At 47.8% G+C, this 26083-nt stretch carries 23 protein-coding genes and 1 pseudogene; 23 read left to right on the top strand and 1 reads right to left on the bottom strand.

From position 1 onward, the window contains the following. Positions 1 to 10 precede the first annotated feature (10 nt). The 22 genes from atpH to JK223_RS07805 all read left to right on the top strand — a co-directional run bounded on the left by atpH (position 11) and on the right by JK223_RS07805 (position 24045). The gene (gene atpH, locus JK223_RS07910) at positions 11 to 544 is read left to right on the top strand and encodes a F0F1 ATP synthase subunit delta (protein ID WP_212713640.1); all 534 of its coding nucleotides are present in this window, start codon (positions 11 to 13) and stop codon (positions 542 to 544) included. A 14-nt stretch (positions 545 to 558) separates the two neighbouring features. Further along, a complete protein-coding gene (gene atpA, locus JK223_RS07905; RefSeq protein ID WP_212713639.1) occupies positions 559 to 2100 on the top strand; it encodes a F0F1 ATP synthase subunit alpha in 1542 nt (513 codons plus the stop codon). A gap of 52 nt (positions 2101 to 2152) precedes the next feature. After that, positions 2153 to 3019, top strand: a complete 867-nt coding sequence (gene atpG, locus JK223_RS07900; protein ID WP_212713638.1) for a F0F1 ATP synthase subunit gamma — start codon at positions 2153 to 2155, stop codon at positions 3017 to 3019. Between the two features lie 30 nt (positions 3020 to 3049). Beyond that, a complete protein-coding gene (gene atpD, locus JK223_RS07895) occupies positions 3050 to 4447 on the top strand; it encodes a F0F1 ATP synthase subunit beta (protein WP_025901625.1) in 1398 nt (465 codons plus the stop codon). 24 nt (positions 4448 to 4471) lie between these two features. Further along, positions 4472 to 4891: a F0F1 ATP synthase subunit epsilon gene (locus JK223_RS07890; RefSeq protein WP_212713637.1), complete on the top strand. Its 420-nt coding sequence runs from the start codon at positions 4472 to 4474 to the stop codon at positions 4889 to 4891. A gap of 293 nt (positions 4892 to 5184) precedes the next feature. Continuing rightward, positions 5185 to 6552, top strand: coding sequence for a bifunctional UDP-N-acetylglucosamine diphosphorylase/glucosamine-1-phosphate N-acetyltransferase GlmU (glmU, locus tag JK223_RS07885; RefSeq protein WP_212713670.1), 1368 nt, complete (start codon positions 5185 to 5187; stop codon positions 6550 to 6552). A gap of 162 nt (positions 6553 to 6714) precedes the next feature. Then, on the top strand, positions 6715 to 8541 hold the full coding sequence (gene glmS / locus JK223_RS07880; protein WP_212713636.1) for a glutamine--fructose-6-phosphate transaminase (isomerizing): 1827 nt from the start codon (positions 6715 to 6717) through the stop codon (positions 8539 to 8541). Positions 8542 to 9543: 1002 nt separating this feature from the next. Continuing rightward, positions 9544 to 10701 carry an amine dehydrogenase large subunit gene (locus tag JK223_RS07875; RefSeq protein WP_212713635.1) on the top strand — a complete coding sequence of 386 codons (1158 nt, stop codon included), beginning with the start codon at positions 9544 to 9546 and terminating at the stop codon, positions 10699 to 10701. A gap of 1 nt (position 10702) precedes the next feature. Beyond that, entirely contained in the window at positions 10703 to 11260 is a 558-nt protein-coding gene (locus tag JK223_RS07870; protein WP_212713634.1) for a MauE/DoxX family redox-associated membrane protein, read from the top strand. After that, positions 11257 to 11856, top strand: a complete 600-nt coding sequence (locus JK223_RS07865; protein ID WP_249213523.1) for a conjugal transfer protein TraF — start codon at positions 11257 to 11259, stop codon at positions 11854 to 11856. The genes JK223_RS07870 and JK223_RS07865 overlap by 4 nt, the downstream gene beginning before the upstream one ends. 25 nt (positions 11857 to 11881) lie before the next feature. Beyond that, positions 11882 to 12418 carry a methylamine dehydrogenase light chain gene (locus JK223_RS07860; RefSeq protein ID WP_212713633.1) on the top strand — a complete coding sequence of 179 codons (537 nt, stop codon included), beginning with the start codon at positions 11882 to 11884 and terminating at the stop codon, positions 12416 to 12418. Then, positions 12411 to 12854, top strand: a complete 444-nt coding sequence (locus JK223_RS07855) for a cytochrome c (protein ID WP_212713632.1) — start codon at positions 12411 to 12413, stop codon at positions 12852 to 12854. Before JK223_RS07860 ends, JK223_RS07855 begins: the two co-directional genes overlap by 8 nt. Continuing rightward, the gene (locus tag JK223_RS07850) at positions 12854 to 13303 is read left to right on the top strand and encodes a hypothetical protein (RefSeq protein WP_212713631.1); all 450 of its coding nucleotides are present in this window, start codon (positions 12854 to 12856) and stop codon (positions 13301 to 13303) included. Before JK223_RS07855 ends, JK223_RS07850 begins: the two co-directional genes overlap by 1 nt. Before the next feature lie 18 nt (positions 13304 to 13321). After that, complete coding sequence (locus JK223_RS07845; protein WP_212713630.1) at positions 13322 to 14788, top strand: multicopper oxidase family protein; 1467 nt, start codon at positions 13322 to 13324, stop codon at positions 14786 to 14788. A 287-nt stretch (positions 14789 to 15075) separates the two neighbouring features. Next, positions 15076 to 16257: a voltage-gated potassium channel protein gene (kch, locus tag JK223_RS07840; RefSeq protein ID WP_212713629.1), complete on the top strand. Its 1182-nt coding sequence runs from the start codon at positions 15076 to 15078 to the stop codon at positions 16255 to 16257. 196 nt (positions 16258 to 16453) lie between these two features. Continuing rightward, positions 16454 to 16987, top strand: coding sequence for a phospholipase D family protein (locus JK223_RS07835; RefSeq protein ID WP_212713628.1), 534 nt, complete (start codon positions 16454 to 16456; stop codon positions 16985 to 16987). 973 nt (positions 16988 to 17960) lie between these two features. Further along, positions 17961 to 18524, top strand: coding sequence for a type 1 fimbrial major subunit FimA (gene fimA, locus JK223_RS07830; RefSeq protein ID WP_212713627.1), 564 nt, complete (start codon positions 17961 to 17963; stop codon positions 18522 to 18524). Positions 18525 to 18598: 74 nt separating this feature from the next. Next, a complete protein-coding gene (locus JK223_RS07825) occupies positions 18599 to 19111 on the top strand; it encodes a hypothetical protein (protein WP_212713626.1) in 513 nt (170 codons plus the stop codon). A 41-nt stretch (positions 19112 to 19152) separates the two neighbouring features. Beyond that, complete coding sequence (locus JK223_RS07820; protein WP_212713625.1) at positions 19153 to 19839, top strand: fimbria/pilus periplasmic chaperone; 687 nt, start codon at positions 19153 to 19155, stop codon at positions 19837 to 19839. A gap of 26 nt (positions 19840 to 19865) precedes the next feature. Continuing rightward, entirely contained in the window at positions 19866 to 22472 is a 2607-nt protein-coding gene (fimD, locus tag JK223_RS07815; protein WP_212713624.1) for an outer membrane usher protein FimD, read from the top strand. Positions 22473 to 22801: 329 nt separating this feature from the next. Then, positions 22802 to 23512: a fimbrial protein gene (locus JK223_RS07810; protein WP_212713623.1), complete on the top strand. Its 711-nt coding sequence runs from the start codon at positions 22802 to 22804 to the stop codon at positions 23510 to 23512. An 8-nt stretch (positions 23513 to 23520) separates the two neighbouring features. Further along, positions 23521 to 24045: a fimbrial protein gene (locus JK223_RS07805; protein ID WP_212713622.1), complete on the top strand. Its 525-nt coding sequence runs from the start codon at positions 23521 to 23523 to the stop codon at positions 24043 to 24045. Between the two features lie 103 nt (positions 24046 to 24148). On the opposite strand, the pseudogene JK223_RS07800 reads toward JK223_RS07805, so the two are convergent. After that, positions 24149 to 24472: pseudogene (locus JK223_RS07800) on the bottom strand (DDE-type integrase/transposase/recombinase); the annotation flags it as partial. Between the two features lie 90 nt (positions 24473 to 24562). Here JK223_RS07800 and JK223_RS07795 point away from each other — a divergent pair. Then, positions 24563 to 25864, top strand: coding sequence for a nitrate regulatory protein (locus JK223_RS07795; protein WP_212713621.1), 1302 nt, complete (start codon positions 24563 to 24565; stop codon positions 25862 to 25864). The last annotated feature ends 219 nt before the right edge of the window (positions 25865 to 26083 follow it).

Genomic DNA, 26083 nt, shown 5'->3' with positions numbered 1-26083 from the left:
GGAGGGGCTGATGTCTGAATTTACCACTGTAGCTCGCCCCTACGCCAAAGCAGCTTTTGACTTTGCTGTTGAGCATCAAAGTATTGATCGCTGGCAGAATATGCTGGCTTTTACCGCTGAAGTCGCAAGCGATAAGCAGGTTTCAGGGATCCTTTCCGGTGCTCAGGCACCTGAGACCGTTTCCGCTGCTTTCATTGCTCTCTGCGGTGATCAACTCGATGAGAACGGCCAGAACCTGATTAAGGTGATGGCAGGATATAAACGTTTGAAAGCGCTTCCGGCTGTGCTGGAGCAGTTCATTCAATTACGTGACGCTTATGAAGCGATTGCCGAAGTTGACGTTACTTCCGCCAACGAGTTGAGTGAAGAGCAGCTGAATAAAATCAGCGCGGCGATGGAAAAACGTTTGTCACGCAAAGTTAAGCTGAATTGCAAAATCGATAAGTCTGTCATTGCAGGCGTAGTCATCCAGGCTGGTGACATGGTTATTGACGGCAGCGTCCGCGGCCGTCTGGATCGTCTGGCAGACGACTTGCAGTCTTAAGGGGACTGGAGCATATGCAACTGAATTCCACCGAAATCAGCGAACTGATCAAGCAGCGCATTGCTCAGTTCAATGTCGTGAGCGAAGCTCACAATGAAGGTACTATTGTTTCTGTAAGTGACGGTATCATCCGCGTCAACGGCCTGGCCGATGTGATGCAGGGTGAGATGATTGCCCTGCCGGGTAACCGTTACGCGATTGCACTGAACCTGGAGCGTGACTCTGTAGGTGCCGTCGTTATGGGCCCATACATGGATCTTGCCGAAGGCATGAAAGTGAAATGTACTGGCCGTATTCTGGAAGTGCCGGTTGGTCGTGGTTTACTGGGGCGTGTTGTTAACACCCTGGGTGAGCCTATCGATGGCAAAGGCCCGGTTGAAAACGATGGCTTCTCTCCTGTAGAAGTTATCGCACCGGGTGTTATCGATCGTCAGTCTGTTGATCAGCCTGTGCAGATCGGTTACAAAGCGGTTGATGCCATGATCCCTGTCGGTCGTGGTCAGCGTGAGCTGATCATCGGTGACCGTCAGACCGGTAAAACTGCGATGGCTATCGATGCTATCATCAACCAGCGCGATTCAGGCATTAAATGTGTCTACGTAGCGATCGGCCAGAAAGCGTCAACGATTTCTAACGTTGTGCGTAAACTGGAAGAGCACGGTGCACTGGCAAATACCATTGTCGTTGTTGCCTCTGCTTCTGAGTCTGCTGCCCTGCAATACCTGGCGCCTTATGCCGGTTGTGCGATGGGTGAATACTTCCGTGACCGTGGTGAAGATGCTCTGATCGTTTATGATGACCTGTCCAAACAGGCCGTTGCTTACCGTCAGATTTCACTGCTGCTGCGTCGTCCGCCGGGCCGTGAAGCCTTCCCTGGTGACGTTTTCTACCTCCACTCCCGTCTGCTGGAGCGTGCATCTCGCGTCAATGCTGAGTACGTTGAAGCATTCACCAAAGGTGCAGTGAAAGGTAAAACCGGTTCTCTGACAGCTCTGCCTATCATTGAAACTCAGGCAGGTGACGTTTCTGCGTTCGTTCCGACTAACGTAATCTCGATTACTGATGGTCAGATCTTCCTGGAATCTAACCTGTTCAACTCCGGTATCCGTCCTGCGGTTAACCCTGGGATCTCTGTATCCCGTGTGGGTGGTGCAGCACAGACTAAGATCGTCAAGAAACTGTCCGGCGGTATCCGTACTGCTCTGGCACAGTACCGTGAACTGGCAGCTTTCTCTCAGTTCGCGTCTGACCTTGATGATGCGACCCGTAAACAGCTGGAACACGGACAGAAAGTGACTGAACTGCTGAAGCAGAAACAGTACGCTCCAATGTCTGTTGCACAGCAAGGCCTGGTCCTGTTTGCGGTTGAGCGCGGTTACCTGGGTGATGTTGAGGTTTCTAAAATCCTCAGCTTTGAGTCTTCTCTGCTGGCATTCGCGGATCGCGAACATGCTGAACTGATGCAGGAAATCAACCAAGCGGGTAACTTTAACGGCGAAATCGAAGCGAAGCTTACCGCTCTGCTCGATTCGTTTAAAGCAACTCAGTCCTGGTAATGTCTTGCGGCTTGCCTGACCTGGCAAGCCGCCTGACTTTGAGGAGAAGCTCATGGCCGGCGCAAAAGAAATACGTAGTAAGATCGGAAGCGTAAAGAATACGCAGAAGATCACCAAAGCGATGGAAATGGTCGCCGCCTCCAAAATGCGTAAAACGCAGGAACGCATGGCGGCCAGCCGTCCGTATGCAGATGCTATTCGCAAAGTGATTGGTCACTTGGCGTTAGGGAATCTGGAATACAAGCACCCTTACCTGGAAGAGCGTGACGTTAAGCGCGTCGGCTATCTGGTCGTTTCTACCGACCGCGGGCTTTGTGGTGGTCTGAACATTAACTTGTTCAAAAAATTGCTGGCAGATATGAAAGCCTGGTCCGAAAAAGGGGTTCAGAGCGATCTGGCCATTATCGGATCGAAAGGCCTGTCTTTCTTTGGATCTGCAGGGGCTAATATTGTGGCTCAGGCGACAGGCTTAGGTGATAAACCGGAACTGTCCGATCTGATTGGCCCGGTAAAAGTCATGCTGCAAGCCTACGATGAAGGCCGCATCGACAAACTTTATGTCGTTAGCAATAAATTTAACAACACCATGTCCCAGACTCCGGTCCTCAATCAGCTGTTACCGTTACCGGCAACAGACAATGATGAAGAACTGAAGACAAAAACATGGGATTACCTGTACGAACCCGATCCAAAAGCGCTGCTGGATACTCTGCTGCGTCGTTATGTCGAGTCTCAGGTTTATCAGGGTGTTGTAGAAAACCTGGCCAGCGAGCAGGCAGCCCGTATGGTGGCAATGAAAGCTGCAACCGACAACGGTGGCGAGCTGATCAAAGAGCTTCAGTTGGTTTACAACAAAGCCCGCCAGGCCAGCATCACCCAGGAACTTACCGAGATTGTCTCGGGAGCCTCCGCGGTTTAACCAGGTAACGAATTAGGTAGAGGATTCAAGATGGCAGCTGGAAAGATTGTCCAGATTATCGGCGCCGTAGTTGACGTCGAGTTCCCTCAGGACGCTGTACCACAGGTGTACAACGCTCTCGAGGTTGAAAATGGTGATACCCGTCTGGTGCTGGAAGTTCAGCAGCAGCTGGGCGGTGGTGTCGTTCGTACGATTGCAATGGGAACCTCTGACGGCCTGAAACGTGGCCTTAAGGTGACCGATCTGCAAAAACCGATTCAGGTACCGGTCGGTAAAGCGACTCTGGGCCGTATCATGAACGTACTGGGTCAGCCAATCGATATGAAAGGCGACCTGAAGAACGAAGATGGCAGCAATGTTGAGGTGAACTCAATTCACCGTGCAGCACCAAGCTACGAAGAACTGGCTAACTCTACTGAGCTGCTGGAAACGGGTATCAAGGTTATCGACCTGATCTGTCCGTTTGCAAAAGGCGGTAAAGTCGGTCTGTTCGGTGGTGCGGGTGTGGGTAAAACCGTCAACATGATGGAACTGATCCGTAACATCGCTATCGAGCACTCCGGTTACTCTGTATTTGCAGGGGTAGGTGAGCGTACCCGTGAAGGTAACGACTTCTACCACGAAATGACCGAGTCTAACGTTCTGGATAAAGTTGCTCTGGTTTATGGCCAGATGAACGAGCCACCAGGAAACCGTCTGCGCGTTGCGCTGACCGGTCTGACGATGGCTGAAAAATTCCGTGACGAAGGCCGTGATGTACTGCTGTTCGTTGATAACATCTATCGTTATACCCTGGCCGGTACTGAAGTATCAGCACTGCTGGGTCGTATGCCTTCTGCGGTAGGTTATCAGCCAACACTGGCCGAAGAAATGGGTGTTCTTCAGGAACGTATCACGTCAACCAAAACCGGTTCAATCACTTCCGTACAGGCAGTGTATGTTCCTGCGGATGACCTGACTGACCCGTCTCCGGCAACGACCTTTGCTCACCTGGACTCAACAGTCACCCTGAGCCGTCAGATTGCATCCCTGGGTATTTACCCGGCCGTTGACCCGCTGGATTCCACCAGCCGTCAGCTGGATCCAATGGTTGTTGGTCAGGAGCACTATGATATCGCTCGTGGCGTGCAGTCTATTCTGCAACGTTATCAGGAACTGAAAGATATCATTGCTATTCTGGGTATGGACGAACTGTCTGAAGACGACAAACTGCTGGTTTCACGTGCACGTAAAATTCAGCGCTTCCTGTCTCAGCCATTCTTCGTTGCAGAGATCTTTACCGGTGCGCCTGGTAAGTACGTTTCTCTGAAAGACACCATCCGTGGCTTCAAAGGTATTATGGACGGTGAGTTTGACCATATGCCTGAGCAGGCTTTCTACATGGTTGGTTCTATTGACGAAGCGGTAGAAAAAGCTAAGAAACTGTAATTACAGTTTCCCGGGAGGATTGATATGGCTAAGACTTATCACCTGGACGTTGTCAGCGCTGAACAGCAGATGTTCAGCGGTGAAGTACAACATATCCAGGTGTCAGGTAGTGAAGGTGAACTGGGAATTTTCCACGGTCACGCCCCGCTCCTGACTGCCATCAAACCTGGTATGGTTCGTATCGTCAAAGAGAATAACAGCGAAGAGTTTATTTATCTCTCCGGTGGCATTCTGGAAGTTCAGCCAACTGCTGTCACAGTCATGGCTGATACCGCCATCCGTGGCGACGATCTGGACGAAGCTCGTGCACTGGAAGCAAAACGTAAAGCAGAAGAACACATGAACAAAAGTCACGGCGACGTGGACTATGCTCAGGCCTCTGCTGAACTGGCGAAAGCCATTGCTAAACTGCGCGTGATCGAACTGACCAGGAAAGCGATGTAAGCAATGTAGCTCGATGGCATTGCAAAAAGCCGGTAAGTGAAAACTTACCGGCTTTTTTACGTTTTAGTCTTCCTGTTACCGCATCGTCGGTGACCTTGTTCTGAACCACCGTTGCGGTCAGTGAGTGATGAGGCCCCCGCAACAATGTGGCCGGAGTGGGGACGGGATCACAGTTAAGGATTTTGATAATAAAAACAGAGAGGATTCTGACTGTAGATAATCGGGTCAGGTATCATTATCCTTATGCGTTATACTGTGTTTTTTTCGAATTTAAAGAAAAGCGATGGCTGATGATGGCAGATAATGAAATGAGTGTGGTTATCCTTGCAGCAGGTAAGGGAACCCGAATGTATTCGGATCTTCCGAAAGTCCTCCATCAGCTGGCTGGAAAACCCATGGTGCAGCATGTGATTGATGCTGCGAAAGGTCTGGGTGCCGCGAATATCCATCTGGTCTACGGGCACGGTGGGGAACTATTGCAGTCAGCCCTGAAGGATCCTTCTCTACACTGGGTTGAGCAGTCCCAACAGTTGGGCACCGGGCATGCGATGCAGCAGGCCGCTCCGTGGTTTTCTGATGATGAAGATATTCTGATGCTGTATGGCGATGTGCCACTGATCTCTCAACAGACCTTACAGCGTCTGCGCGATAACAAACCGGCAGGCGGGATTGGCCTGTTAACCGTGGTGCTGGACAATCCGTTCGGCTATGGCCGTATTGTCCGTGAGAACGGGGAAGTGACCGGCATTATCGAACAAAAAGATGCCAGTGAGGCACAGCTAACCATCAACGAGATCAATACCGGTATTCTGATCGCCAATGGCAAAGATTTGAAACGCTGGTTATCGCAACTGACGAATAATAATGCCCAAAAAGAGTATTATATTACTGATATTATTGCGATGGCACATCAGGAAGGCCAGCGCATAGAGGCGGTACACCCGCACAGCAGTAGTGAGACCGAAGGGGTCAATAACCGGCAACAACTGGCCGCACTGGAACGTGTTTATCAGCGTCAGCAGGCCTGTAAATTATTACTGGCAGGAGTGATGCTACGGGATCCTGAACGGTTTGATTTGCGGGGTGAATTAACACACGGGCGTGACGTGGACATCGATATTAACGTCATCCTGGAAGGTAACGTGGTGCTGGGGCACGGTGTCCGGATCGGTGCCGGTTGTATTATCCGCAACAGTGTTATTGGCGAGGGGTGTGAGATAAGTCCTTATTCTGTGATAGAGGATGCACACCTTGAGCAAGCCTGTACGGTCGGGCCATTTGCCCGACTGAGGCCGGGAACGGCTCTGGCAGAGGCGGTCCATGTGGGTAATTTTGTAGAAATTAAAAAAGCGACCCTTGGAAAAGGCTCTAAAGCCGGCCATTTAAGTTATCTCGGCGATGCGACGATCGGGGCCGGGGTGAATATCGGTGCCGGAACCATCACCTGTAACTATGATGGTCAGAATAAATCGCAGACGATCATTGGTGATAACGTATTTGTGGGCTCCGACAGCCAGTTTATTGCACCGGTCAGTGTCGCCGACAATGTTACTATTGCTGCAGGCACGACAGTGATGCACGACGTAGACGAAGAGTCACTGGTTTATAATCGTAAGCAACAGACTGAAAAAACCGGATGGTCACGTCCGGTAAAAAAATAAGTTATCTGTCATTTTCCGGAGCACCGGCAGCGATCTATGCCCGGACAAGCCGTGACTATAATGCCCCCTCATTTTTTGAGTCCCGGGGGATCTGCTGTGTCGGTCAGCCCGAACAGATGACAATTTCTATGGTGGAGACACCATAACCTCAGGATTAAATATATGTGTGGAATAGTAGGTGCAGTTGCACAACGTGATATCGCTGAAATATTACTGGAAGGTTTACGCCGCCTGGAATACCGCGGCTATGACTCTGCCGGACTGGCGGTGGTGGATAAGCCGGGAGAGATGACCCGCTTACGTCGCCTCGGGAAAGTTCAGGCACTGGTGGATGCTGCAGAGCAACACCCCCTGCCCGGAGGTACCGGTATCGCGCATACCCGTTGGGCAACGCACGGCGAACCTTCAGAAGAGAATGCTCATCCGCATGTGTCCGGGAATATCGTCCTGGTGCACAATGGTATCATTGAAAACCATGAAGAATTACGGGCACAGGTCCGCGCACTGGGATATCAGTTTACCTCGGAGACGGATACCGAAGTCGTCGCTCATTTAATTCATCATGAGCAAAAGCAGGGCGGTAGCCTGTGTGAGGTTGTTCAGCGGGTGATCAAACAACTGCGCGGTGCTTACGGAATGGTCATTATGGACAGTAATGATCCTTCGGTGCTGGTGGCTGCCCGTTCCGGGAGTCCGCTGGTGATTGGCTGCGGGGTTGGAGAAAACTTTATTGCATCGGATCAGCTGGCTTTATTACCGGTCACCCGTCGCTTTATCTACCTTGAAGAAGGTGATGTCGCAGAAGTGACCCGCCGTTCTGTGACGATTTTTGCCGACGGTGAGCGGGTCTTCCGTCCGGAGATCGAATCTTCTGCCCGTTATGACGCCGGCGATAAAGGGACCTATCGTCATTACATGCAGAAAGAAATTTATGAACAGCCGATGGCCATAAAAAGTACACTGCAGGGCCGTTTTCATCAGGGCATCATTGACCTGAGTGAGCTGGGGCCGGAAGCTGAGTCTCTGTTAGGGCAGGCGGAACATATTCAGATCGTTGCCTGCGGGACATCTTATAATTCCGGACTGGTCTCCCGGTACTGGTTTGAATCGCTGGCCGGTATTCCCTGTGATGTGGAGATCGCTTCTGAGTTTCGTTACCGTAAATCTGTGGTCCGGAAAAACAGCCTGTTGATCACGCTGTCACAATCCGGGGAAACCGCAGATACGCTGGGTGCGTTGCGTCTTTCTAAGAAACTGGGATATCTGGGCTCGCTGGCGATCTGTAACGTCCCGGGCTCTTCTCTGGTACGCGAATCGGATCTGGCGCTGATGACAAAAGCCGGGGTAGAGATCGGTGTTGCCTCCACCAAAGCTTTCACCACACAACTGACGGTCCTGCTGATGCTGGTGGCGAAAATGGCAAGGCTGAATGGCCAGCCGGAAGAGGTGGAGCATCAGATTGTTCATGCGTTACAGGCGTTGCCAAGCCGCATCGAGCAGATTCTGGCGCATGATAAGCAGATTGAAGCGCTGGCAGAAGGTTTCTCCGATAAGCATCATGCATTGTTCCTCGGCCGCGGTGATCAGTACCCGATCGCGATGGAAGGTGCGCTCAAGCTGAAAGAGATCTCTTATATTCATGCGGAAGCTTACGCGGCAGGCGAACTGAAACACGGTCCGCTGGCACTGATTGATGCGGATATGCCGGTGATCATCATTGCCCCGAATAATGAGTTACTGGAAAAGCTGAAGTCGAACATTGAAGAAGTCCGCGCCCGCGGGGGATTACTGTATGTATTCGCCGATCAGGATGCCGGCTTTACCGACAGTGAGAATATGAAAATCATTCCGTTACCCCATGTTGAAGAGGTACTGGCGCCGATTTTCTACACTATCCCGTTACAGCTGCTCTCTTACCATATTGCCCTGATCAAAGGCACGGATGTTGACCAGCCTCGAAACCTGGCGAAGTCTGTCACCGTAGAATAAGCCTGTTGCGCGGCAATTCGCGCTTATCAGTAATAAACACCGGCAGCGCTGAATAACAGCCTGCCGGTTTTTTTATGGGGAAACCGATACGACGCTACCAAAGCCGGCTGGTTCCCGTGATGTACCACCAGAAATGAAACTTCCGGCAGTGCCTGGGTGCTGCAGACATCACTCAGCAATACAGAAGGCCGCCCCATATCCCTTTGCCGGGATCCGGGAAAGGAGTCACGCATATTCCTGAATAAAGGGATCAGGCCAGTGAAATAATGCGTCTGTAGAGGGGCAGGATCCTTTGTGGCCGGTGATTTTCGGCAAATCTGTCATTGCCCACAGGCTAAGGATACGGCCGCCTCTGCTGATAACAAAAGAGTATTTTTATCAGACAGGTATATTTCTGATCCCCCTGAAATATCTGTCCGCAAATGATGGATATGAAAATTATCCGTGCTCCGGAGCAACAGGCATAAGGAGTACGGTTCCGGACCAAAGCGTTTTATTCCTAGTGCCCATCGTGCCCGGAAAGATGTCCGTTGACATCCTTTATTGGCCATAAAATTGTTTCAGCCTTTCTTATCCTTACCCCGCTCAGTTACGCCTGCGATGGCAGAATCTCATACCGGTCAGGCTGTTTATTTACTGAGAATAAAGGGGTGTGAATGTGCAGGCGGGTGGCAGATTTTACGGTATTTCAGATCGCTGAGGTTCCTCGCGTAAATCTCTCCTTCTTCTATGACACCTTAAAAATCAGAGGTTTCTCTGACCCCGGTCAGAAGCTTAGCTTATCGCTGACGGGATTCCGGGCGGCGCATACTCCTACGGCCCTGTGCTGATATGCTCTTTTTTGGTGATGATCGCCCTGCCTGAGTGCAGTTCACTGACGGACTCAGCAGGGAAAGGTTTGCCAGGGGGCATTCTGCTTCAGGTGGCTGATAAATCGTATTTTTAATTAATTGGCACACATTATGCTAAGGGATGTATGTTTTTATAATCAAGGGTAACCATATGAAAAAGATGTTGCTATGTCTTTCAGTGCTGACGGCGCTTGGCTATACCTGCGCTTCACAGGCTGATGAAACGTTCCGTCCGGAACGGATTGGTGTTGAGAAAACTATAAAACCCGGTCCGAATGTGTTTGTGATGGATCAGAGCTGGAGCGGTGCAACGAATATTACTTTCCTGTCAGGGGATACGTTACAAACCCAGGGAAGCTTGTCGACCGGCCTTATTGCCCAGATGGATTTATCCGCAGACCGTAAGTCACTCTATACAGCTTCGGTCTATCCGAAACGGATTGTCTGGGGACCTGCTGATGCAGTCGTTCAGAAATTTGATATTCAGACCGCGGCCCTGAATAAAGAGATGGAAACCTCACCGAAAATGGCTCAGGTGAGTGCCAACATTAATACCTTCAAATTATCCCGCAATAATCTCTATGCCTTTGTACAAAATGCAACGCCCGCCGCGTCGGTCAGTGTTATTGAGCTCAGTACCGGTAAAAACTTGTTAGAGGTGCCGACACCAGGCTGCTGGGCTATTTATCCGTCCGCTGATGACAAGCGATTCAGTTCATTATGCGGGGATGGAACCGTTACCAGTTACCAGCTTTCCGATGACCTGAAAAGTTACACCGCGACCAAGAGCGATAAGATCTTTGATGCGGTCAAAGACCCTCTGTTTATCAGCGCCCAACGGGACGGTAAAAATACCTACTTCACCTCGTTCAACGGCAATATCTATGTTCTGGATGATCAGAATGCCAAAGTCACCCTGGTGAATAAGTTCAGCTATACGCAGGGAATCAAGGGGCATTGGGCTCCCGGTGGTTTTGAGGTACTGGCATTCAACAAACCGTCGAATCTTCTGTTTGTCGCCATGCATCCTGGCGCCCATGAAGGAAGCCATAAAGACGGGGCGAAAGAAGTCTGGGGTATCAATATGAGCACCCACAAAGTGGCGACCCGGATTAAAGTCAAAGACCCGATATCTATCGCTGTTTCCGGCACTCCTTCGCCGGTGTTATTTACGCTGAGCGAAGGTGAAAATAATGAAGGGGGTACCGTCGAGCGCTATACCCTGACAGGGCCTCATTTTACCGCCAGACATGCCGGAGAAGCTAAGGGACTGGGTACCTTTAATCAGATCCTGATGGTGGACTACTGATATGGAAACTGACCTGTTATCACAGATACATTTCGCCCTGCTGACTTTTCTGGTGCTGCTGTTCAGCCAGTCGTTACTACATAAGCGGCAAGGACTGCTCCGTTTTTCCGGTTATATCGCTAACTACCATCCGGTGTTCAGCCGGCATAGTTACCGTATCGCTCAGGGGCTGGCCCTCGCTGAGGCACTGGTTTTGCTGATGAGCCTGATCCCTCACACCACATTATTGGGTCAGTCGGGAATGTTCGCGCTGCTGCTTATCTATCTGTCAGCGATTGGCTATGCGTTGATAACAGGTAAAACTGCGGTTGAATGCGGTTGCGGTGACACTCCGCTGCGGGTTTCCGGGCGATTGCTGCTGCGTAATATCTTCCTTTTACTGTCAGCAACGGGGCTGCTGTGCCTGCCCATGCAAACGACGGGTGTTCTGTCACTGACCGCTTCTGTCTGTGCGGGCGGCCTGTTATGGGTCTGCTATCAGTTATTTGAACAACTGATACGTAATAGCGATCTGCAGCATCAGCTCACCGCAAAATCATCTTCCCGGGAGGGCCTATGAATACTTTCCTTATCTTTGCCGTCATTTTTCTGAGCCTGCTCGTCGCCATGCTGATCATCGCTTTCTTTGCCTTGTCACGGCAGGTGGGGGTGTTATTTGAACGTATTACTCCGGTCGGAGCCATGATGAACAACAGTGGCCCGGCGATTGGTGACACTACGCCGTCTTTATCCGTGTCATCCATGCATCATGGAGAAATGGTGATCGGGGGGCAGCGCCAGGGATATCAGCTGATCCTGTTTGTGGCTCCGGGGTGTCCTATCTGTAAAGCCCTTTTCCCTGTCGTGCGTAATTTACGTAAAAGCGAAGGTCATTGGTTATCAGTGGTACTGGCCAGTGACGGGGATGTCCGACAGCATCAAAATTTTATCGTGCAGGAAGCACTGACCGCTATCCCTTATGTCCTGTCCCGGGAGCTGGGTATGACCTGGAAAGTTGCCAGGCTGCCGTTCTCTGTCCTGCTGGATGAAAACGGAACCGTAGTTTCTAAAGGGTTAATCAATAATCGTGAGCAACTCGAAAGCCTGTTTAACGCAAAAGAAAGCGGATTTGATTCGTTGCAATCCTGGGCTCAGAGCACCTCTGCCGGACACTAACAAAATATATGCAGGAGAGTTATTAATGAAATTATTCAATAAGCTGTTCGGAGCTATGGATTCCTTTTCTGAAACCCGCCTCCGTAAATCGGCCCGAAATATTGGCCGCCGCCATTTTCTGGCGAAGACCGGTGTTTTGCTGGTGGGGACCGGGGTGATGCCGCTATTACCCTTTAACCGCGGCATGAGTAACGCCTATGCGGCCGAAAAAGCGACAACAGACGATACCGATTGCAGCTACTGGCGATACTGCGCGCTGGACGGAAATTTGTGTTCTTCTTCCGGGGGCACGGTAACGACCTGTCCGGCAGGCTCTGAAGCGTCTAAAGTTTCATGGGTCGGTACCTGCCTGAATCCCCACGATAATAAAAACTATCTGGTTTCTTACAATGACTGCTGCGGTAAAGCCACGGTAAGTAATTCTGTTAACTGCTTCACCAGTCAGGGGGAGCGTCCCGGTTACCGTATGGGCCTGCACAATGACATCAACTGGTGCATGGCAAATACCAACAAAGGGTATTACTGCACGGTGGCAACGCTGGTGGGGATCGCCAATGAATAAACTCTCATCAGTGATCTTCGCCTCTGCGATCAGTCTTTTTGTATCACAGACACAAGCGTCGCCAGGGGGCGATAAGTTTGTGGCGAACTGTTCCGGATGTCATGGGGAGGATGCCGCCGGTATTCCGGGCATGGCCCCGCCGCTGAAAGATGCCCCGTTATGGCAGGGGCTCGGTGATAAACGTTCTGAATATATTGCGGGGGTTGTCACCGGCGGAATGGGCGGAACATTGCATACGCCGGCCGGGGATACGGAAGGGATGGTGATGCCGCCTCAGGACTTTATTGATACCGCCGATCTCGTTGATATCACTGCCTATGTACTCCGGGAAGTGAATCACGTCCCCGGGGGCCCGGATGCTGCCATGATCGATAAATACAAGAAGTCACCGTTATCGCATGAGGAGCTTCTGAAGATCCGTAACGGAGGTAAGTGATGCTGCAGCATGCTGTCAGAGCAGTGAAGACGGTAGCGCTGTTACTGCTTTTCTGTTCTGCTTCCGCCATGGCTCTTCCCAATACGCCTCAGCAGAACTACCTGCTTAAATGTTCCGGTTGCCATGATATTGATGGTTCCGGAACGGTGGCAGGGGGGATCCCCCCCCTGCCCGGGTATATCGGTTCTTTCCTCGATGATCCGCAAGGTCGTGTGTATGTGCTCCATGTGCCGGGCGTTATTTCAGCCGGTCTGGATGATACCGAGCTCGCGGAGTTACTGAATTATGTCAATCACAAGTGGGGCGATGTGAAAGCCCGACCGTTTACGGCCGCGGAAGTTAAAATGAACCGCGAGCACCCGGTCGCGGATGTCGTGAAATTACGGCGGGAGATTGTCAGTCGTTTCGTCAGGGATGGTGTGAAAGCCGGCACGTATCCCTGGCCGTAAATCTGGAAGGGTGTTTTTATGCATAGACGTCGTTTTCTAAAATATTCCTTATCTGCGTGCTTACCTGCAGGTCTTATCCGGCAGACGGTGTCGGCCGCAGAGCCTCAGCATCAGGCCACCGATGCTGCGCTGTTACCGGTCGGTTCCGCCTTACCGCCGCTGTCTGTACTGAAAAATGAATCGTCCCATGCCGGTGAGTTTCAGGGCACCCTGATTGCCCGGGAGTGTGATATCCAGCTTACCCGGGACACCGGGCCGACCCGGTGTCAGGTGTATAACAATCAGTTACCGGGGCCGCTGATTGAGCTGGAAGCCGGAATGAAAGTAACAATAACTTTTATTAATCAGCTGAAAGAAGCAACCACTGTGCACTGGCATGGCCTGCCGGTACCTTCCTCCCAGGATGGTGGCCCGGAAGATCCTATTGCGCCCGGCGAAACGCGGGTTTACCGCTTTACGTTACCGGAGGATATCTCCGGAAGTTACTGGTATCACCCGCACCCGCTGACCGGGGCATCGGCGCAGATTGCGAAAGGGCTGGCGGGACCTATTATCATCCGTCACCCGGACGAGGCGCTAAAAAAAATTCCCGAACAGCATTGGGTGATCAGTGACTTACGTCTCGACTCTCAGGGGCAGATTCCGGAAAATACTTACAGTGACTGGGTGGATGGTCGTGAAGGGGAGCAGGTACTGATCAATGGTCAGCGGCAGCCGCGCATTCGCCTTACCGGGCAGCATCGTCTCCGGGTCTGGAATTTGTGCAGTGCCCGTTATCTGCAACTATCGCTACCGGGAGCACAGTGGCTGGTGGTCGGCAGTGATGGGGGTCTGACCGAAAAAGTCTCTCAGCCTCAGACATCAGTATTGCTGGCGCCCGGCGAACGGCTTGAATTACTCGTCCAGGGGGAAAGCCAGCATTATGCATTGAATTTACTGCCTTATAATCGCCATCGTATGATGAGCCCGCCCGCCGAAGTCGCCTCCGTTATCGCCGATATTGATTTCACACCACAGGCAGCACCGGTGAAACCGGGACAGGAATTACGCCGGATTGAAGCACTACCGCCCGGAAATAACCCACTGAGAGCCATGATGAGCGAGAAAATGGCAGACATCATGAAGAATAAAGCCAGTGGTATCCCGCCGAAAGGGGCATTTCTGATCAATGGTAAGTCATTTGATGTTAACAGGATGGACTTACATAGCATTGCGGAGCAGGTGGATAACTGGCAGGTCATTAATGCGACGACGATGGATCATCCTTTCCATATTCATGGCGGGCAGTTTCTGGTGGTACAGCGTTCATTGCGTGGGGTTAAAAGTTCGCCTGATTACCTTATCTGGAAAGATACGATTAACCTCCAGCCAGGAGAGGTGGTAATGCTGCGTATGAGGCAAACCTCCCCGGGAATGCGTATGTATCATTGTCATATTATTGAACATGAAGAGCTGGGGATGATGGGGAATCTGATGGTGAGTTAATCCTGCCAGGGGGTATCTGTCTTGTTTCTTTTGCCGGGGCCTCCCGGCTTTTTTATCCCATTTTTCTGTCGCCGGCGTAATCCTGCCGACATATTTCAACCTTCTTCCGGCATCGCCTTGCCCGGGAGTAAAGAGCGTACCTGCCAGGTGACAGAAGCGTCCGGGCTTTACGGAATGGCAGTGAGTGATTAGTCTTATTTATAACAACAGGGGAGTATTTTGTCGTATATCTGTCAACACTTCGATGCAGGAAGACAGCAACGACTGGATAAATAAGGTAAAAATGGATGAAGCTGGTTAAGTTGTTCAGAAACCCGAAACTGGTGATCTATTGCCTGGTTTTAATGGTGGCACATAACGGGTATCTGATGTTAAGCCCTGTGCTGCACCGGGTCATCGATAACGCGCCGCAGAGACTGGATGATTTTCACTCCTGGCATGATGCGCTGGGTTTCCTGGCGGCAATGGATATACCGCGCTTTATGATAGGCCTGGTGTTGCTGTGTATGGCGTTTACGTTACTGATGCGTACCCGGATCGCCTGGTTCAGTTCAGTCTTACTGCTGCTTTGTATTGTTGTGGCTAACGCGTTTATCTTAAAAGCGCACCATAGCCAGGTGCTGTACTCCCTGATCACCATCGGTGCCTTACTTTTTCACTGGCGTCATTTCGACAAACATAGCCTGGGCAGTACCACCATTTTCGCGATGATTAGTATTTTATCGCTGCTGGGGTATGGAATGCTTGGCACGCTTTACCTCGGTGACCAGTTTACTCCGCCGGTAAAAGATCTCTCTACGGCGTTTTATTTTGTTATTGTCTGTATGTCGACGGTGGGGTTTGGGGATATTTCTCCGCATACCACGGTCGCCAGAATGTTTACACTGACCGTGATTATCCTCGGGATTACTATTTTTGCGGCATCGGTGGCCTCAATCGCCGGGTCTCTGATTAGCCATAATATTCAGCGAATTTTTAAAGGCAGATTCTCACACGTGGAACGTAAAAATCATTATATCGTGGCCGGATCATCGTCCCTGGCTCAGAGCGTCAGACAGGGACTGACGGATACCGGGGGCATTGTCACAGTGGTCTGTTATCCTGGTCAACGGGCCTCGTTTCCTGCCGATACTGATGTTATTGAAGGTGACCCCTCTTCGACCGCGATACTTGCACACGCCGGTGCGGCGAAAGCCCGGTACATTGTGGCGCTGATGGATAATGATGCTGATAACGCATTTGTGGTACTGGCGGCTAAAGAGGCGGGTGGGGGAGATACCCGAACGATCGCACTGGTTCATGACAGCCAGAATATGAGTAAAATCAAACGGGTCCATCCTGACGGAATACTGTCGCTACAACAACTCGGCAGCGATATCCTCGTACGGACGCTTAACGGTGATACCGTCGGCGACAGCCTTCACCCTGATATCTTTTTCAGCAGTACCCGGCCTGCTGACACTCCCTGATCTTCCTTTCAGTACCAAAACTTAGCGTCCGCCGTTCTTTTCAGGAATGGCGGATTTTTTATTGTGTCCGCAAATGATAGGGTGACGTTTTTTTGCGGTCCTCCACACAATTATAAGCGGGGGACAACGATAGTCAGGGCAAGCCGCCCGGGATGAGATCACCGGGGCTGAAGAATAAAGGGAAGAGTATTCACTCATGAGAAAAACGATTTTGTCTATAGCGGGGCTCCTGTGCAGTTCGGTTATCTTTTCCGTATCCGCCGCCGGGCCGTCTGTTGATGTCGGTTTTTCACCGGAAGGAAGTGCCCGGACACTGGTGCTGGAGACTATTGCCTCAGCCCATAGCAGCATCCGTATGCTTTCCTACTCCTTTACTGCGCCGGATATTATACGGGCACTGGCTGATGCCAGAAAGCGCGGGGTCGATGTGAAGATCGTGGTCGATGAGCGAGGGAACCGGAGCAAATCCAGCATTGCTGCAATGAATTTCATTGTGAACAATGGCATTCCTCTGAGAACCGATCACCATTACCCGATACAGCACGACAAGGTCATTATTGTCGACGGGAAGACGGTGGAGACAGGCTCATTTAATTACACGGCCAGTGCCGAACGACGTAATTCTGAAAACGTGGTGGTTATTCGTGATCTCCCGTCTCTGGCGAGGACGTATCTGCTGCACTGGCAGGAACGCTGGGATTACGGTCAGGATTATCAGTCGGCGTACTAATAACACGATAGGCAAGAACAATACAAAGCTAAAGGATTAGCTTGAAACGGTTAAGATGGGAGATATAAATGCTGCTGCCTTATCCGGGGAGCCCGTATACGGTTCGTAAGTCATTCAAAGCAGGGATATCATATTTCACTATGTGGCCTGTTATTGCGCTGCTGCCAGGTATATTTGAAATCTCCGGTTATGTAGTACTACACCTTACTCTATTTCAACATATTGTAGATTTTCTTCATGTACTTAGATTTTATCGAAGCTTTTAGTGAGGGGGGGCTCTGTCGTTCACTACGCTACGATTTACTCATTGGGTCATTGTGATGAGGGTAGCATCTGCCACTTGTATCGGATTTCCGTGTAAATTCAGGACCAATATTTGTTCTTTCAATAGGTGCACTTGTGTTGTCCTGTGGTGCACATATCACCTCTGTTTAGGTGGTTAAATTCAGTAAATCACTTAATCCCTCGTCTTCTCTAATCTTAAAAAATCTCTCAACAGAGTTTATGGCTTTACTGGCAACGTATGTTCTGGAAAAAGTCCACATATCCCGCTGATAAAAATAAATCATAAGATAAAATAAACTATGTGATTATTGTAATTGTACTTAAGTTCAGAGGTGTGGATACTTCATTTTCAATTTTTTTTATAGAAAAGAGAAGTTACGACCGCATTATAAGTAACTAGTTCCGCTCATTTTTTGTACTGATTTGTTTCAATACATGTCCAAAATTAATTTTTTTACTAGTGGTTGATTTTTTTTAATCATTTATAAACAGCATGTTATGCGTGTATTTTTTTTGTGGATAGGACTTATCTTGTTTTTTTTAAAAGATCGATAGGTATAATTTTCTGAAAAATTACATTAGCTGTCCTAATATCATTTTGCTGTACAGATTTTGTTATCGTGAGAAATCAAACTTCTCTTGTGTTAAGAATGTTTCTAAGCTTACGTGCTCACCTTTAAGGATATTTATGAAACTGAAAGTTATTGCTCTGTCTGTTGTTGCTTCCTTTGGTTTACTGGCTTCAGCAGCACAGGCCGCTGATACAACCAGTACTACTGTAAGTGGTGGTACCGTTCACTTCACCGGTCAGTTTATTAATGCAGCATGTGCTGTAAGTACTGATTCTGCAGATCAGACTGTGAATCTTGGTCAGTACAGAACTGCTTCCATCACTGCTTCCGGCCAAACTACTACTAACGTTCCTTTCAACATTAAACTGGTTGATTGTGCAACTTCTGTTGCAACCACAGCATCAGTAGCATTTAGCGGAACTACCGATACCACAGATTCAACTCTGTTAGCTGTAAACAGTGGTTCTACTAATACTACCGGTGCAACCGGTGTTGGTATCCAGATTCTGGACAGCACCTCAGCGCCATTGACTCCAAACGGTTCTAGCTTCTCTACCGCACAGACTCTGATTGATGGTAACAACACACTTCCTTTCGTAGCTCGCTACAAATCAACATCAGCCACCGTTACTGCGGGTCAAGCTGATGCAGATGCAACTTTCGTTATTAAGTATCAGTAACAATAAATTTAACTATGGATAGTTGATTAATCCTCAAGGATGGGGATATTTTATTGTTTTGACACGGGGTTAAGATGCTTAAAAAGTTTACACAAATTATTTTGTTATGCGTCTCTGGATTGGCTTATGCTGATACCGGGCATGATCTTGAAGCTGGCATCGTACATATTCGTGGTGTTCTGGTTAATGGCACGTGTGTGGTGGATTCTTATAACAAAGGAATGTATGTTAAACTTTTTGACCCAGATTTTGCAGGAAAACTGGTTCGTCCACAAAATGAAACCTACAAGTTATTTTATCTAAATTTTAGTTCGTGCCCATATTTTTTATACGATAATACAGTTATTACCTTTGAATCTCCTGCGGGGGGGGTTAATAAGGCTCCAACTAATTATCGAGACTGGGTCGATAACAAACTACCATTCAACAGTATCAAAGAAACAGTGAATGAAAAATTTCCCCTCCCCTTTTCAAGATTTGTGAATGGCGAGGATAAATTAAATCTGTATGTTTATAGCCCAGGGGAAGATGCTTATGATGAGAATCATCATAATGATCTGATGATAGTGAGTGTATACTATCCGTGACCGTTATTTTATGTCTGTTAAACTGAGTGTGGTATTGTAATATGTTGAATAAAATAAAATTTTCATTGCTTGCCTTGTGCGGATTTCTATGTGCATCAGCATATTCTTATGCTGATGGCGGAATCTCACTCGGAGCAACAAGGGTCATTTATCCTGAAGGATCTGCTCAAACCTCCCTTCCGGTATCGAATAGTAGTAACTCTCAGAGATTTCTAATTAATTCTTGGGTTGAAAATTCACAAGGTAAAAAAGATGAGAGTTTTATCGCTACTCCACCTTTATTCGTTAGTGAACCGGGAACAGAGAATACATTACGTATTATGTACATCGGGAAGCCTTTGCCTAAGAACAAAGAATCACTTTTTTATCTAAATGTAAAAGCAATCCCTTCTCTGGATAAAGACAGTGTAGCTGGGAAAAATATTTTACAGCTAGCTATATTATCAAGGATTAAACTTTTTGTGAGACCTGATAATCTTCCTTACTTACAGCATGAAGCACCTGCAAAGCTAATTTTCTCTCATTCAGGGAAATATACCGAAGCCGTTAACCCGACGCCGTACTATATAACTATGGTCAACATTTCAATAGACGGGAAGAAAGTTAGTAATGAAATGATTGCACCTATGAGTTCAGAAACTCTTGCGGCATCAGGAAATAGTATAAAGTTTGAATCTATTAATGATTACGGTGCATTAGACAAGCCAATTATATCTAAAGTACAATAAAATATAATTATAGGGTGATAGTAAGTATGCGCATCATTAAGAATAAAAAAATTTGCAATGATAACACAGTGAATAACTTCAGGCCTGAATTGAGTTTGATTGCATGTGCATTATTGGTAATGATGCGGCCTGCTGCTGCTGAAAGTTACTTTAACCCTGCATTTTTATCACCAGACGAAGCTTCTGTAGCTGATCTTTCTCGATTTGAAAAAGGTAATCAATTACCAGGAACTTATCATGTTGATATTTATGTTAACGATAATTTTATTGGTTCGAAAGATATAACTTTTATTGATTCAAGGAATGGTACCTTCAATGCAGGTGGACAGTCTGGAGGTTTATTTCCTTGTGTTGATAATAATTTATTATCAACACTTGGTGTAAATACTTTAGCATTAGGAAATAATCAAGAAAAATCCCAATGTATTGATTTTACTAAAAAAATACCATCCTCGTTCGTTTCTTATGACTTTTCATCACAACGTTTGAATTTTAGTTTTCCTCAGGCATGGATTAGAAATAATGCTAAAGGATATATACCATCCAGCGAGTGGGATGATGGGATTGCTGCGGGACTTTTGAACTATAACTTATCGGCGGATAATGGTACGACCGGTAAAAGTTATTTCTTATCTCTCGGGAGTGGAATTAATATTGGAGCGTGGAGATTAAGAAATAATAGCTCATGGTCCTACGATGACTATTCTGGCTATAAAAATGATCGCTGGTCTAATCTTGATACATATCTTGAGCGTTCTATCGAGCCACTAAAAAGTGAACTCGTTATCGGTGAAAGTAATACGAATAACGATGTTTATGATAGTGTGGGTTTCAAAGGGGTAAGAATTTATAGCGACGACTCCATGTATCCGGATAGTCAGCAAGGCTTTGCTCCCACAATCAGAGGTGTGGCAAATAGTCGAGCCAAAGTTATCATACGTCAGAATGGCTATGTCATTTATCAGACTTATGTATCACCGGGGCCATTTGTCCTCGATGATTTAAGCCCTACATCGTCAAGTGGTGACCTCACTGTTACCGTACAAGAGAATAATGGGTCTACTCATTCGTTTATAGTTCCTTACTCTACAGTTCCCTTATTACAACGCGAAGGTCGTGTTAAATTTGATGTTGTTGCCGGCGACTTCCGTAGCGGGAATCAGCAGCAAGCCAATCCCTTTTTTACCCAAGGCACAGTTATAGCAGGGCTTAACTATGGTGTAACGATGTTTGGTGGTACACAATTGTCCTCCAACTATCGTGCATTTACCGCGGGTGTGGGTAAAAATATGGGTAGGATTGGTGCTGTATCTGCAGATTTAACCCAAGCGAATAGCACCTTAATGGATGGATCACAACATCAGGGGCAATCGCTAAGATTTTTATACGCAAAATCTATGAATAACCTGGGAACTACTTTTCAGTTATTGGGATACCGTTATTCAACGAGAGGGTTCTATACTCTTGATGACACTGCCTATAAAAATATTGAAGGGTATCAATACGGTTTACAGGATGATGCCTACGGAAATCAAATTTATACAGCAACGGCTTACCATAATCTTAACTATACCAAGAAAGGCCGTTACCAGATCAATGTAAACCAAAGCCTTGGTGGCTATGGTTCAATGTACGGTTCATTTAGTGAACAAAGTTACTGGGATACAAATCAGGCGAATAAAACCTATCAATTTGGTTACTCCAACTCCTGGCACAGTGTTAACTATAATCTGAGCTGGTCATCAACTGAAACAGTAGGTTTATCGGATAGTGATCACGTCGTAGCTCTCAATGTTTCCGTACCTATGAGTGCTCTATTTGGTAGCCATTATAAACGAGATAGTATTGCAGACAGAATGTACCTGACTAGTAATGCAACCCGCAATTCAAATGGGAATAATACCTGGCAAACGGGTGTAAGCGGAACATTATTGAAAGATAATAACCTGAGTTATAATGTAATGCAGGGACACTCAACTCTGAATGATTACTCTGGTAACGTGGGTGCCCAACTTCAGGGCCGCTATGGTACTGTTAATACCGGATATAGTTATTCAAAAAATAACCATGATTATAACGTTCAGATTTCTGGTGGGGTGGTTGCTCACCGTAATGGGGTCACGTTCAGTCAATCGTTAGGCGATACTAATATCCTGGTGAAAGCCCCCGGTGCTGATGATGTTAGTGTTGAAAACAGAACTGGGATTGCGACCGATTACCGTGGTTACACGGTAATACCGTACGCTGATGTTTACCGTCTAAACCGTATCGCGTTGGACACAAATACTATGAATTCAAAGACTGACATCGCTGATAATGTTAAGAATTTAGTACCAACTCGTGGTGCGCTGGTTGTAGCAGAGTTCTCTACCCGAATCGGACAGCGGGCATTAGTCAATTTATCATATAATAATAAAATGATTCCTTTTGGTGCTTCGGTGGTAGAGAAGAAAACTGGAGTGTCAGGTATTGTTGGTGATAATGGACAAGTCTACTTAAGTGGTCTTCCACAGGAAGGTCAGTTATCAGTACAGTGGGGCTCTGATGCCGATTCGAAATGTGTAGCAGATTATCATATTACTTCTGCGAATATGAAAAGCGCTATTTCAATATTTAGCGTCCAGTGCAAATAAGAGTCGTAGGAGGATATATGCGTTTTTGTTTGAGATGTTTTTTGGCAGTAATAGTCATTACTTTTTCATGTGCTTCGTACGCAACGCACTGTACAACCACAGTTGGTACTAAAGTTTATACTTTTAACACAACCTTTACATCTGCGAATAATACAGTAGGCTATACTACTGACTGGAATGCTCAGAGTGCCAGTGGAACATACGCAATAAGCGGAGGGTGCATTGGTAATGCATCCACTTACTATACTGGTACCCCGGGCCCTGGTTTGACACTCGCAAGTACTGATAGTGATGGGACCAGTTGGTACGATATTCCCGGGAATGATTATTTGCAAGTTGCAACTCAAATCTACACTCAGAACCTAAAATCAGGAGCTGGTTATAATAATGTCCCGTTTACTGACCTGCAGAACTATTGCAGCGTTTACGGTACTTGTGGTTCAACTCTTTCTTCAGGTTCTAAAGTAAAATTACGACTTAGAATAAAAAGAAAATTTGTTGGTGCCAGTTTTATTGTAAATCAGACAGTTGCATATCTTTATGGTAATCAGGGGGGGGCCGGGTTAGGGACTGGTACCCCAATGGTTCAATTAGATTTGAATGCAACAATGACCGTTCCCCAGGCATGTACTATCAATGCAGGTACAACAGTAGAGTTTGATTTTGGTACTTTGAGCGCACAGTCATTTTCTAACGCTGGTGCGGGAAAAAAGCCCGCAGGTGCAAGCACGTTAACTAAAAATGTAGGTATAACCTGTAATAATATAGCAGCACAGACAACGATGACTCTAAGGTTGGAAGCTAACAGTGTTAGTGGAAATGCTGTTATCTCCAGTAATCCGGATGTCGGATTTATTCTAGCTAACTCTTCTGGTACAGAATTGACGCCAAACAATATTAGCAGCAACATACCTTTTACTCTCGACAGTAATGATAGTGCTAATGTAACTTTGATGTCATGGCCAGTAAGTATTACAGGAAATCAGCCCGCAGCTGGGACTGCCACTGCGACTGGTTATCTAAGGGTAGACTTCCAATAGGTAACTATATGAAATTAAAAGATAAAATATTACCTACATTTATTCTTTGTCTGAGTGTATATTCAGTTCCATCGATGTCCGGGGATATTGGTACAGTGAATATAGAGTGGACTGCCAATATTATCACATGGGGTTGTACTGTCAGCTCTGCATCTTCCGATATGACAGTACCTTTAGGTACCTGGAGTACAAGGAACTTTAGTTCTGGAGATTATACAACACCTGTTGGATTTACAATTTCGTTAAGTGGATGTAATAGTAATACGGTAGCTGCGACCTTTACAGGTACTAGTGATAGCACTAACAGTAATTATCTGGCATTATCATCTACTTCAACATCGACCAATGTTGCTATAGAAATAAAAGATAGCACGAAAAAATTATTACCATTGAATACGATATCTTCTGCTAATGCAGTAGACAGCTCAGGAAATGTCACTATGAATTTCTTTGCTAATTATATTGGGACTGGTAGTAATGTTACGGCGGGTACAGCTAATGCAGATGCAACGTTTACTTTGACATACGAATAATATAAATTCTTAAAAAAGAAACCATGAGTCGGAGTTTTTAAAATAAACCCCGACTCATGATGTAAGTAGATCTGTTTTAGTTCCAGACAATTTTTAGTGTTGCCAGTATTTCAGCCCTGTATGTCCGGTTAAATCGTTCAATAAAAGCATTCCGGGTGGGTTGTCCGGACTGAATGAACTCTGGGTGTACATCATGATCTTCAGCCCACTGTAGCAGCGTCAGTGAGATAAATTCCGGTCCGTTATCCATCCTCAGTTTCAGCGGACAACCACGCGTAGTTACGATTTGATCCCATACTCTGATGGCCCGCTGAGCAGGAATATCCAGGTTAATCTCTACGTCCAGTGCCTCACGGTTAAAATCATCCACCACATTGAATGTCCGGAAACGTCTGCCACTGACCAGAGCATCGTGCATAAAATCAACCAATCACCTCTGGTTTATTGCGTCTGGTGTCGCTGTCAGCGTAAAAGCTGGCGTGTCGTTTGCATTAATATTGTTTCTACGGGGGTAACCATGGTGTCTGAAGAGACCATGACGATCCGTTTTCTGCTGGCATCCCGGCAATGTGAGTTAGCGGGTCTGCGGGATTTACTGGAAAGCGGTGAACTGACCGGAAAACTGAGCGTGTTAATTCATCATCTGCAGCGTGAGCGCGGTGCGGTTAATCTTTATTTGTGTAATGAAGGACAGCAGACGGCAGAAGAGTTACGTCAGCGAGAGCAGGACTCTCTGAGTTCACAGCGGAGATTATTAGCATACCTTGAACAGCCGGGGGCATTAACGCCGGCAAAATCACAGGCGAGCCGTTTATTGAGTTGTGCGGCCAGGGTGGTTTATGCGCTGAGCGTATTACCGGAAGTCCGCAGGAAGATCGCCGGGCGAAGTCTCCCTTTGGTTAATGCGGTAGAAATTTTTAATGACACTATCCGCCATTTATTATCACTGGTATTTGCCGTGTCAGATACGTCTGCGGACCCGGTCATTTCCCGTGCTCTGATTGCCCTGTTCAGTTTTATGCAGGGGAAAGAACTTGCCGGTCAGGAGCGGGCTATCGGTGTGCGGGTGTTCAGTGCACAGGTTCCCGGGGAGAACGGTGGGCATTATGCGGATACGATGATCGATCTGATTGAACGTCAGGAGCAGTGCTTTGAAACGTTCACCGCCTTCAGCGACCCGAAAAATAATCAATACTGGTCAGCAATAATCACCGACAGCGAGTTTGAACGCCTGCGTCGTCTCGCCTGCACCCGGGCGGCGGCCACAGGTACGCCAGGCAGCAGCCAGCACTGGTTTATGTTGGCCACTCAACGTATTGATGAAATGAAACGACAGGAAGACCGGTTACAGCAAACCCTGATGCAATTATGTCAGGAACGTATCACGGCGACCGAACAAGCCTGCCATGAGCAACAGGCGGATATTGAGAGTCTGAGAGAGGCCGTCTCGCACGGGGACAGCGGATTTTCTGTCTTTATGGGAGACCCGGCCACCGGCAAACTACCCCCCCAGCGTGCCGGCTGGTTAAACAGCGAAGGGATCCAGCCACAACTGGGACAATCGCTGCTGTCCTTGCTCCGGCAACAGTCCCGGCGTATGGAGGCTCAGGCACAGGAACTTTCGGACCTGCGAGAGACTCTTCATCAGCGTAAAACCATCGATAGCGCGAAGAAATTATTGATGCAGTATCGTCAACTCTCTGAAGATGAAGCGTATAAGACCCTGCGCCAGATGGCGATGGATCAGAATAAAAAAATGGCCGAAATCGCGACAGCCATTTTATCAGTCGCCGGTGCCTTCGGTTCTCACGGGGAATGACAGTCTGCACACTTAAGGTGCGTGTATTGAGCACTTCCGGTGCAGTTCACCCGTGCTCATTCCGATGGGGGCATTTGCGACACGGCCTGTTAGCCGTGGGTGATCTGCCGCTACGGAATGTTATTCCCTGATAACAGAAAGGTTTTATACGATGCACTTCACGGAAATGTAAAGCAGCTGCAGGACTGGCACGGCGATTGCTTCTTAAGTAGTGAAAAA

It is taken from the genome of Tatumella sp. JGM118, assembly GCF_018257515.1.
Lineage (GTDB): Bacteria > Pseudomonadota > Gammaproteobacteria > Enterobacterales > Enterobacteriaceae > Tatumella > Tatumella terrea.
The sequence above is the reverse complement of the archived record's forward strand: the minus strand, read 5'-3'. Positions and strand labels throughout refer to the sequence as shown.

Coding starts and splice junctions, on each gene's coding strand:
- atpH (WP_212713640.1), top strand. CDS start 11: ATGTCTGAATTTACCACTGTAGCTCGCCCCTACGCCAAAGCAGCTTTT.
- atpA (WP_212713639.1), top strand. CDS start 559: ATGCAACTGAATTCCACCGAAATCAGCGAACTGATCAAGCAGCGCATT.
- atpG (WP_212713638.1), top strand. CDS start 2,153: ATGGCCGGCGCAAAAGAAATACGTAGTAAGATCGGAAGCGTAAAGAAT.
- atpD (WP_025901625.1), top strand. CDS start 3,050: ATGGCAGCTGGAAAGATTGTCCAGATTATCGGCGCCGTAGTTGACGTC.
- JK223_RS07890 (WP_212713637.1), top strand. CDS start 4,472: ATGGCTAAGACTTATCACCTGGACGTTGTCAGCGCTGAACAGCAGATG.
- glmU (WP_212713670.1), top strand. CDS start 5,185: ATGGCAGATAATGAAATGAGTGTGGTTATCCTTGCAGCAGGTAAGGGA.
- glmS (WP_212713636.1), top strand. CDS start 6,715: ATGTGTGGAATAGTAGGTGCAGTTGCACAACGTGATATCGCTGAAATA.
- JK223_RS07875 (WP_212713635.1), top strand. CDS start 9,544: ATGAAAAAGATGTTGCTATGTCTTTCAGTGCTGACGGCGCTTGGCTAT.
- JK223_RS07870 (WP_212713634.1), top strand. CDS start 10,703: ATGGAAACTGACCTGTTATCACAGATACATTTCGCCCTGCTGACTTTT.
- JK223_RS07865 (WP_249213523.1), top strand. CDS start 11,257: ATGAATACTTTCCTTATCTTTGCCGTCATTTTTCTGAGCCTGCTCGTC.
- JK223_RS07860 (WP_212713633.1), top strand. CDS start 11,882: ATGAAATTATTCAATAAGCTGTTCGGAGCTATGGATTCCTTTTCTGAA.
- JK223_RS07855 (WP_212713632.1), top strand. CDS start 12,411: ATGAATAAACTCTCATCAGTGATCTTCGCCTCTGCGATCAGTCTTTTT.
- JK223_RS07850 (WP_212713631.1), top strand. CDS start 12,854: ATGCTGCAGCATGCTGTCAGAGCAGTGAAGACGGTAGCGCTGTTACTG.
- JK223_RS07845 (WP_212713630.1), top strand. CDS start 13,322: ATGCATAGACGTCGTTTTCTAAAATATTCCTTATCTGCGTGCTTACCT.
- kch (WP_212713629.1), top strand. CDS start 15,076: ATGAAGCTGGTTAAGTTGTTCAGAAACCCGAAACTGGTGATCTATTGC.
- JK223_RS07835 (WP_212713628.1), top strand. CDS start 16,454: ATGAGAAAAACGATTTTGTCTATAGCGGGGCTCCTGTGCAGTTCGGTT.
- fimA (WP_212713627.1), top strand. CDS start 17,961: ATGAAACTGAAAGTTATTGCTCTGTCTGTTGTTGCTTCCTTTGGTTTA.
- JK223_RS07825 (WP_212713626.1), top strand. CDS start 18,599: ATGCTTAAAAAGTTTACACAAATTATTTTGTTATGCGTCTCTGGATTG.
- JK223_RS07820 (WP_212713625.1), top strand. CDS start 19,153: ATGTTGAATAAAATAAAATTTTCATTGCTTGCCTTGTGCGGATTTCTA.
- fimD (WP_212713624.1), top strand. CDS start 19,866: ATGCGCATCATTAAGAATAAAAAAATTTGCAATGATAACACAGTGAAT.
- JK223_RS07805 (WP_212713622.1), top strand. CDS start 23,521: ATGAAATTAAAAGATAAAATATTACCTACATTTATTCTTTGTCTGAGT.
- JK223_RS07795 (WP_212713621.1), top strand. CDS start 24,563: ATGGTGTCTGAAGAGACCATGACGATCCGTTTTCTGCTGGCATCCCGG.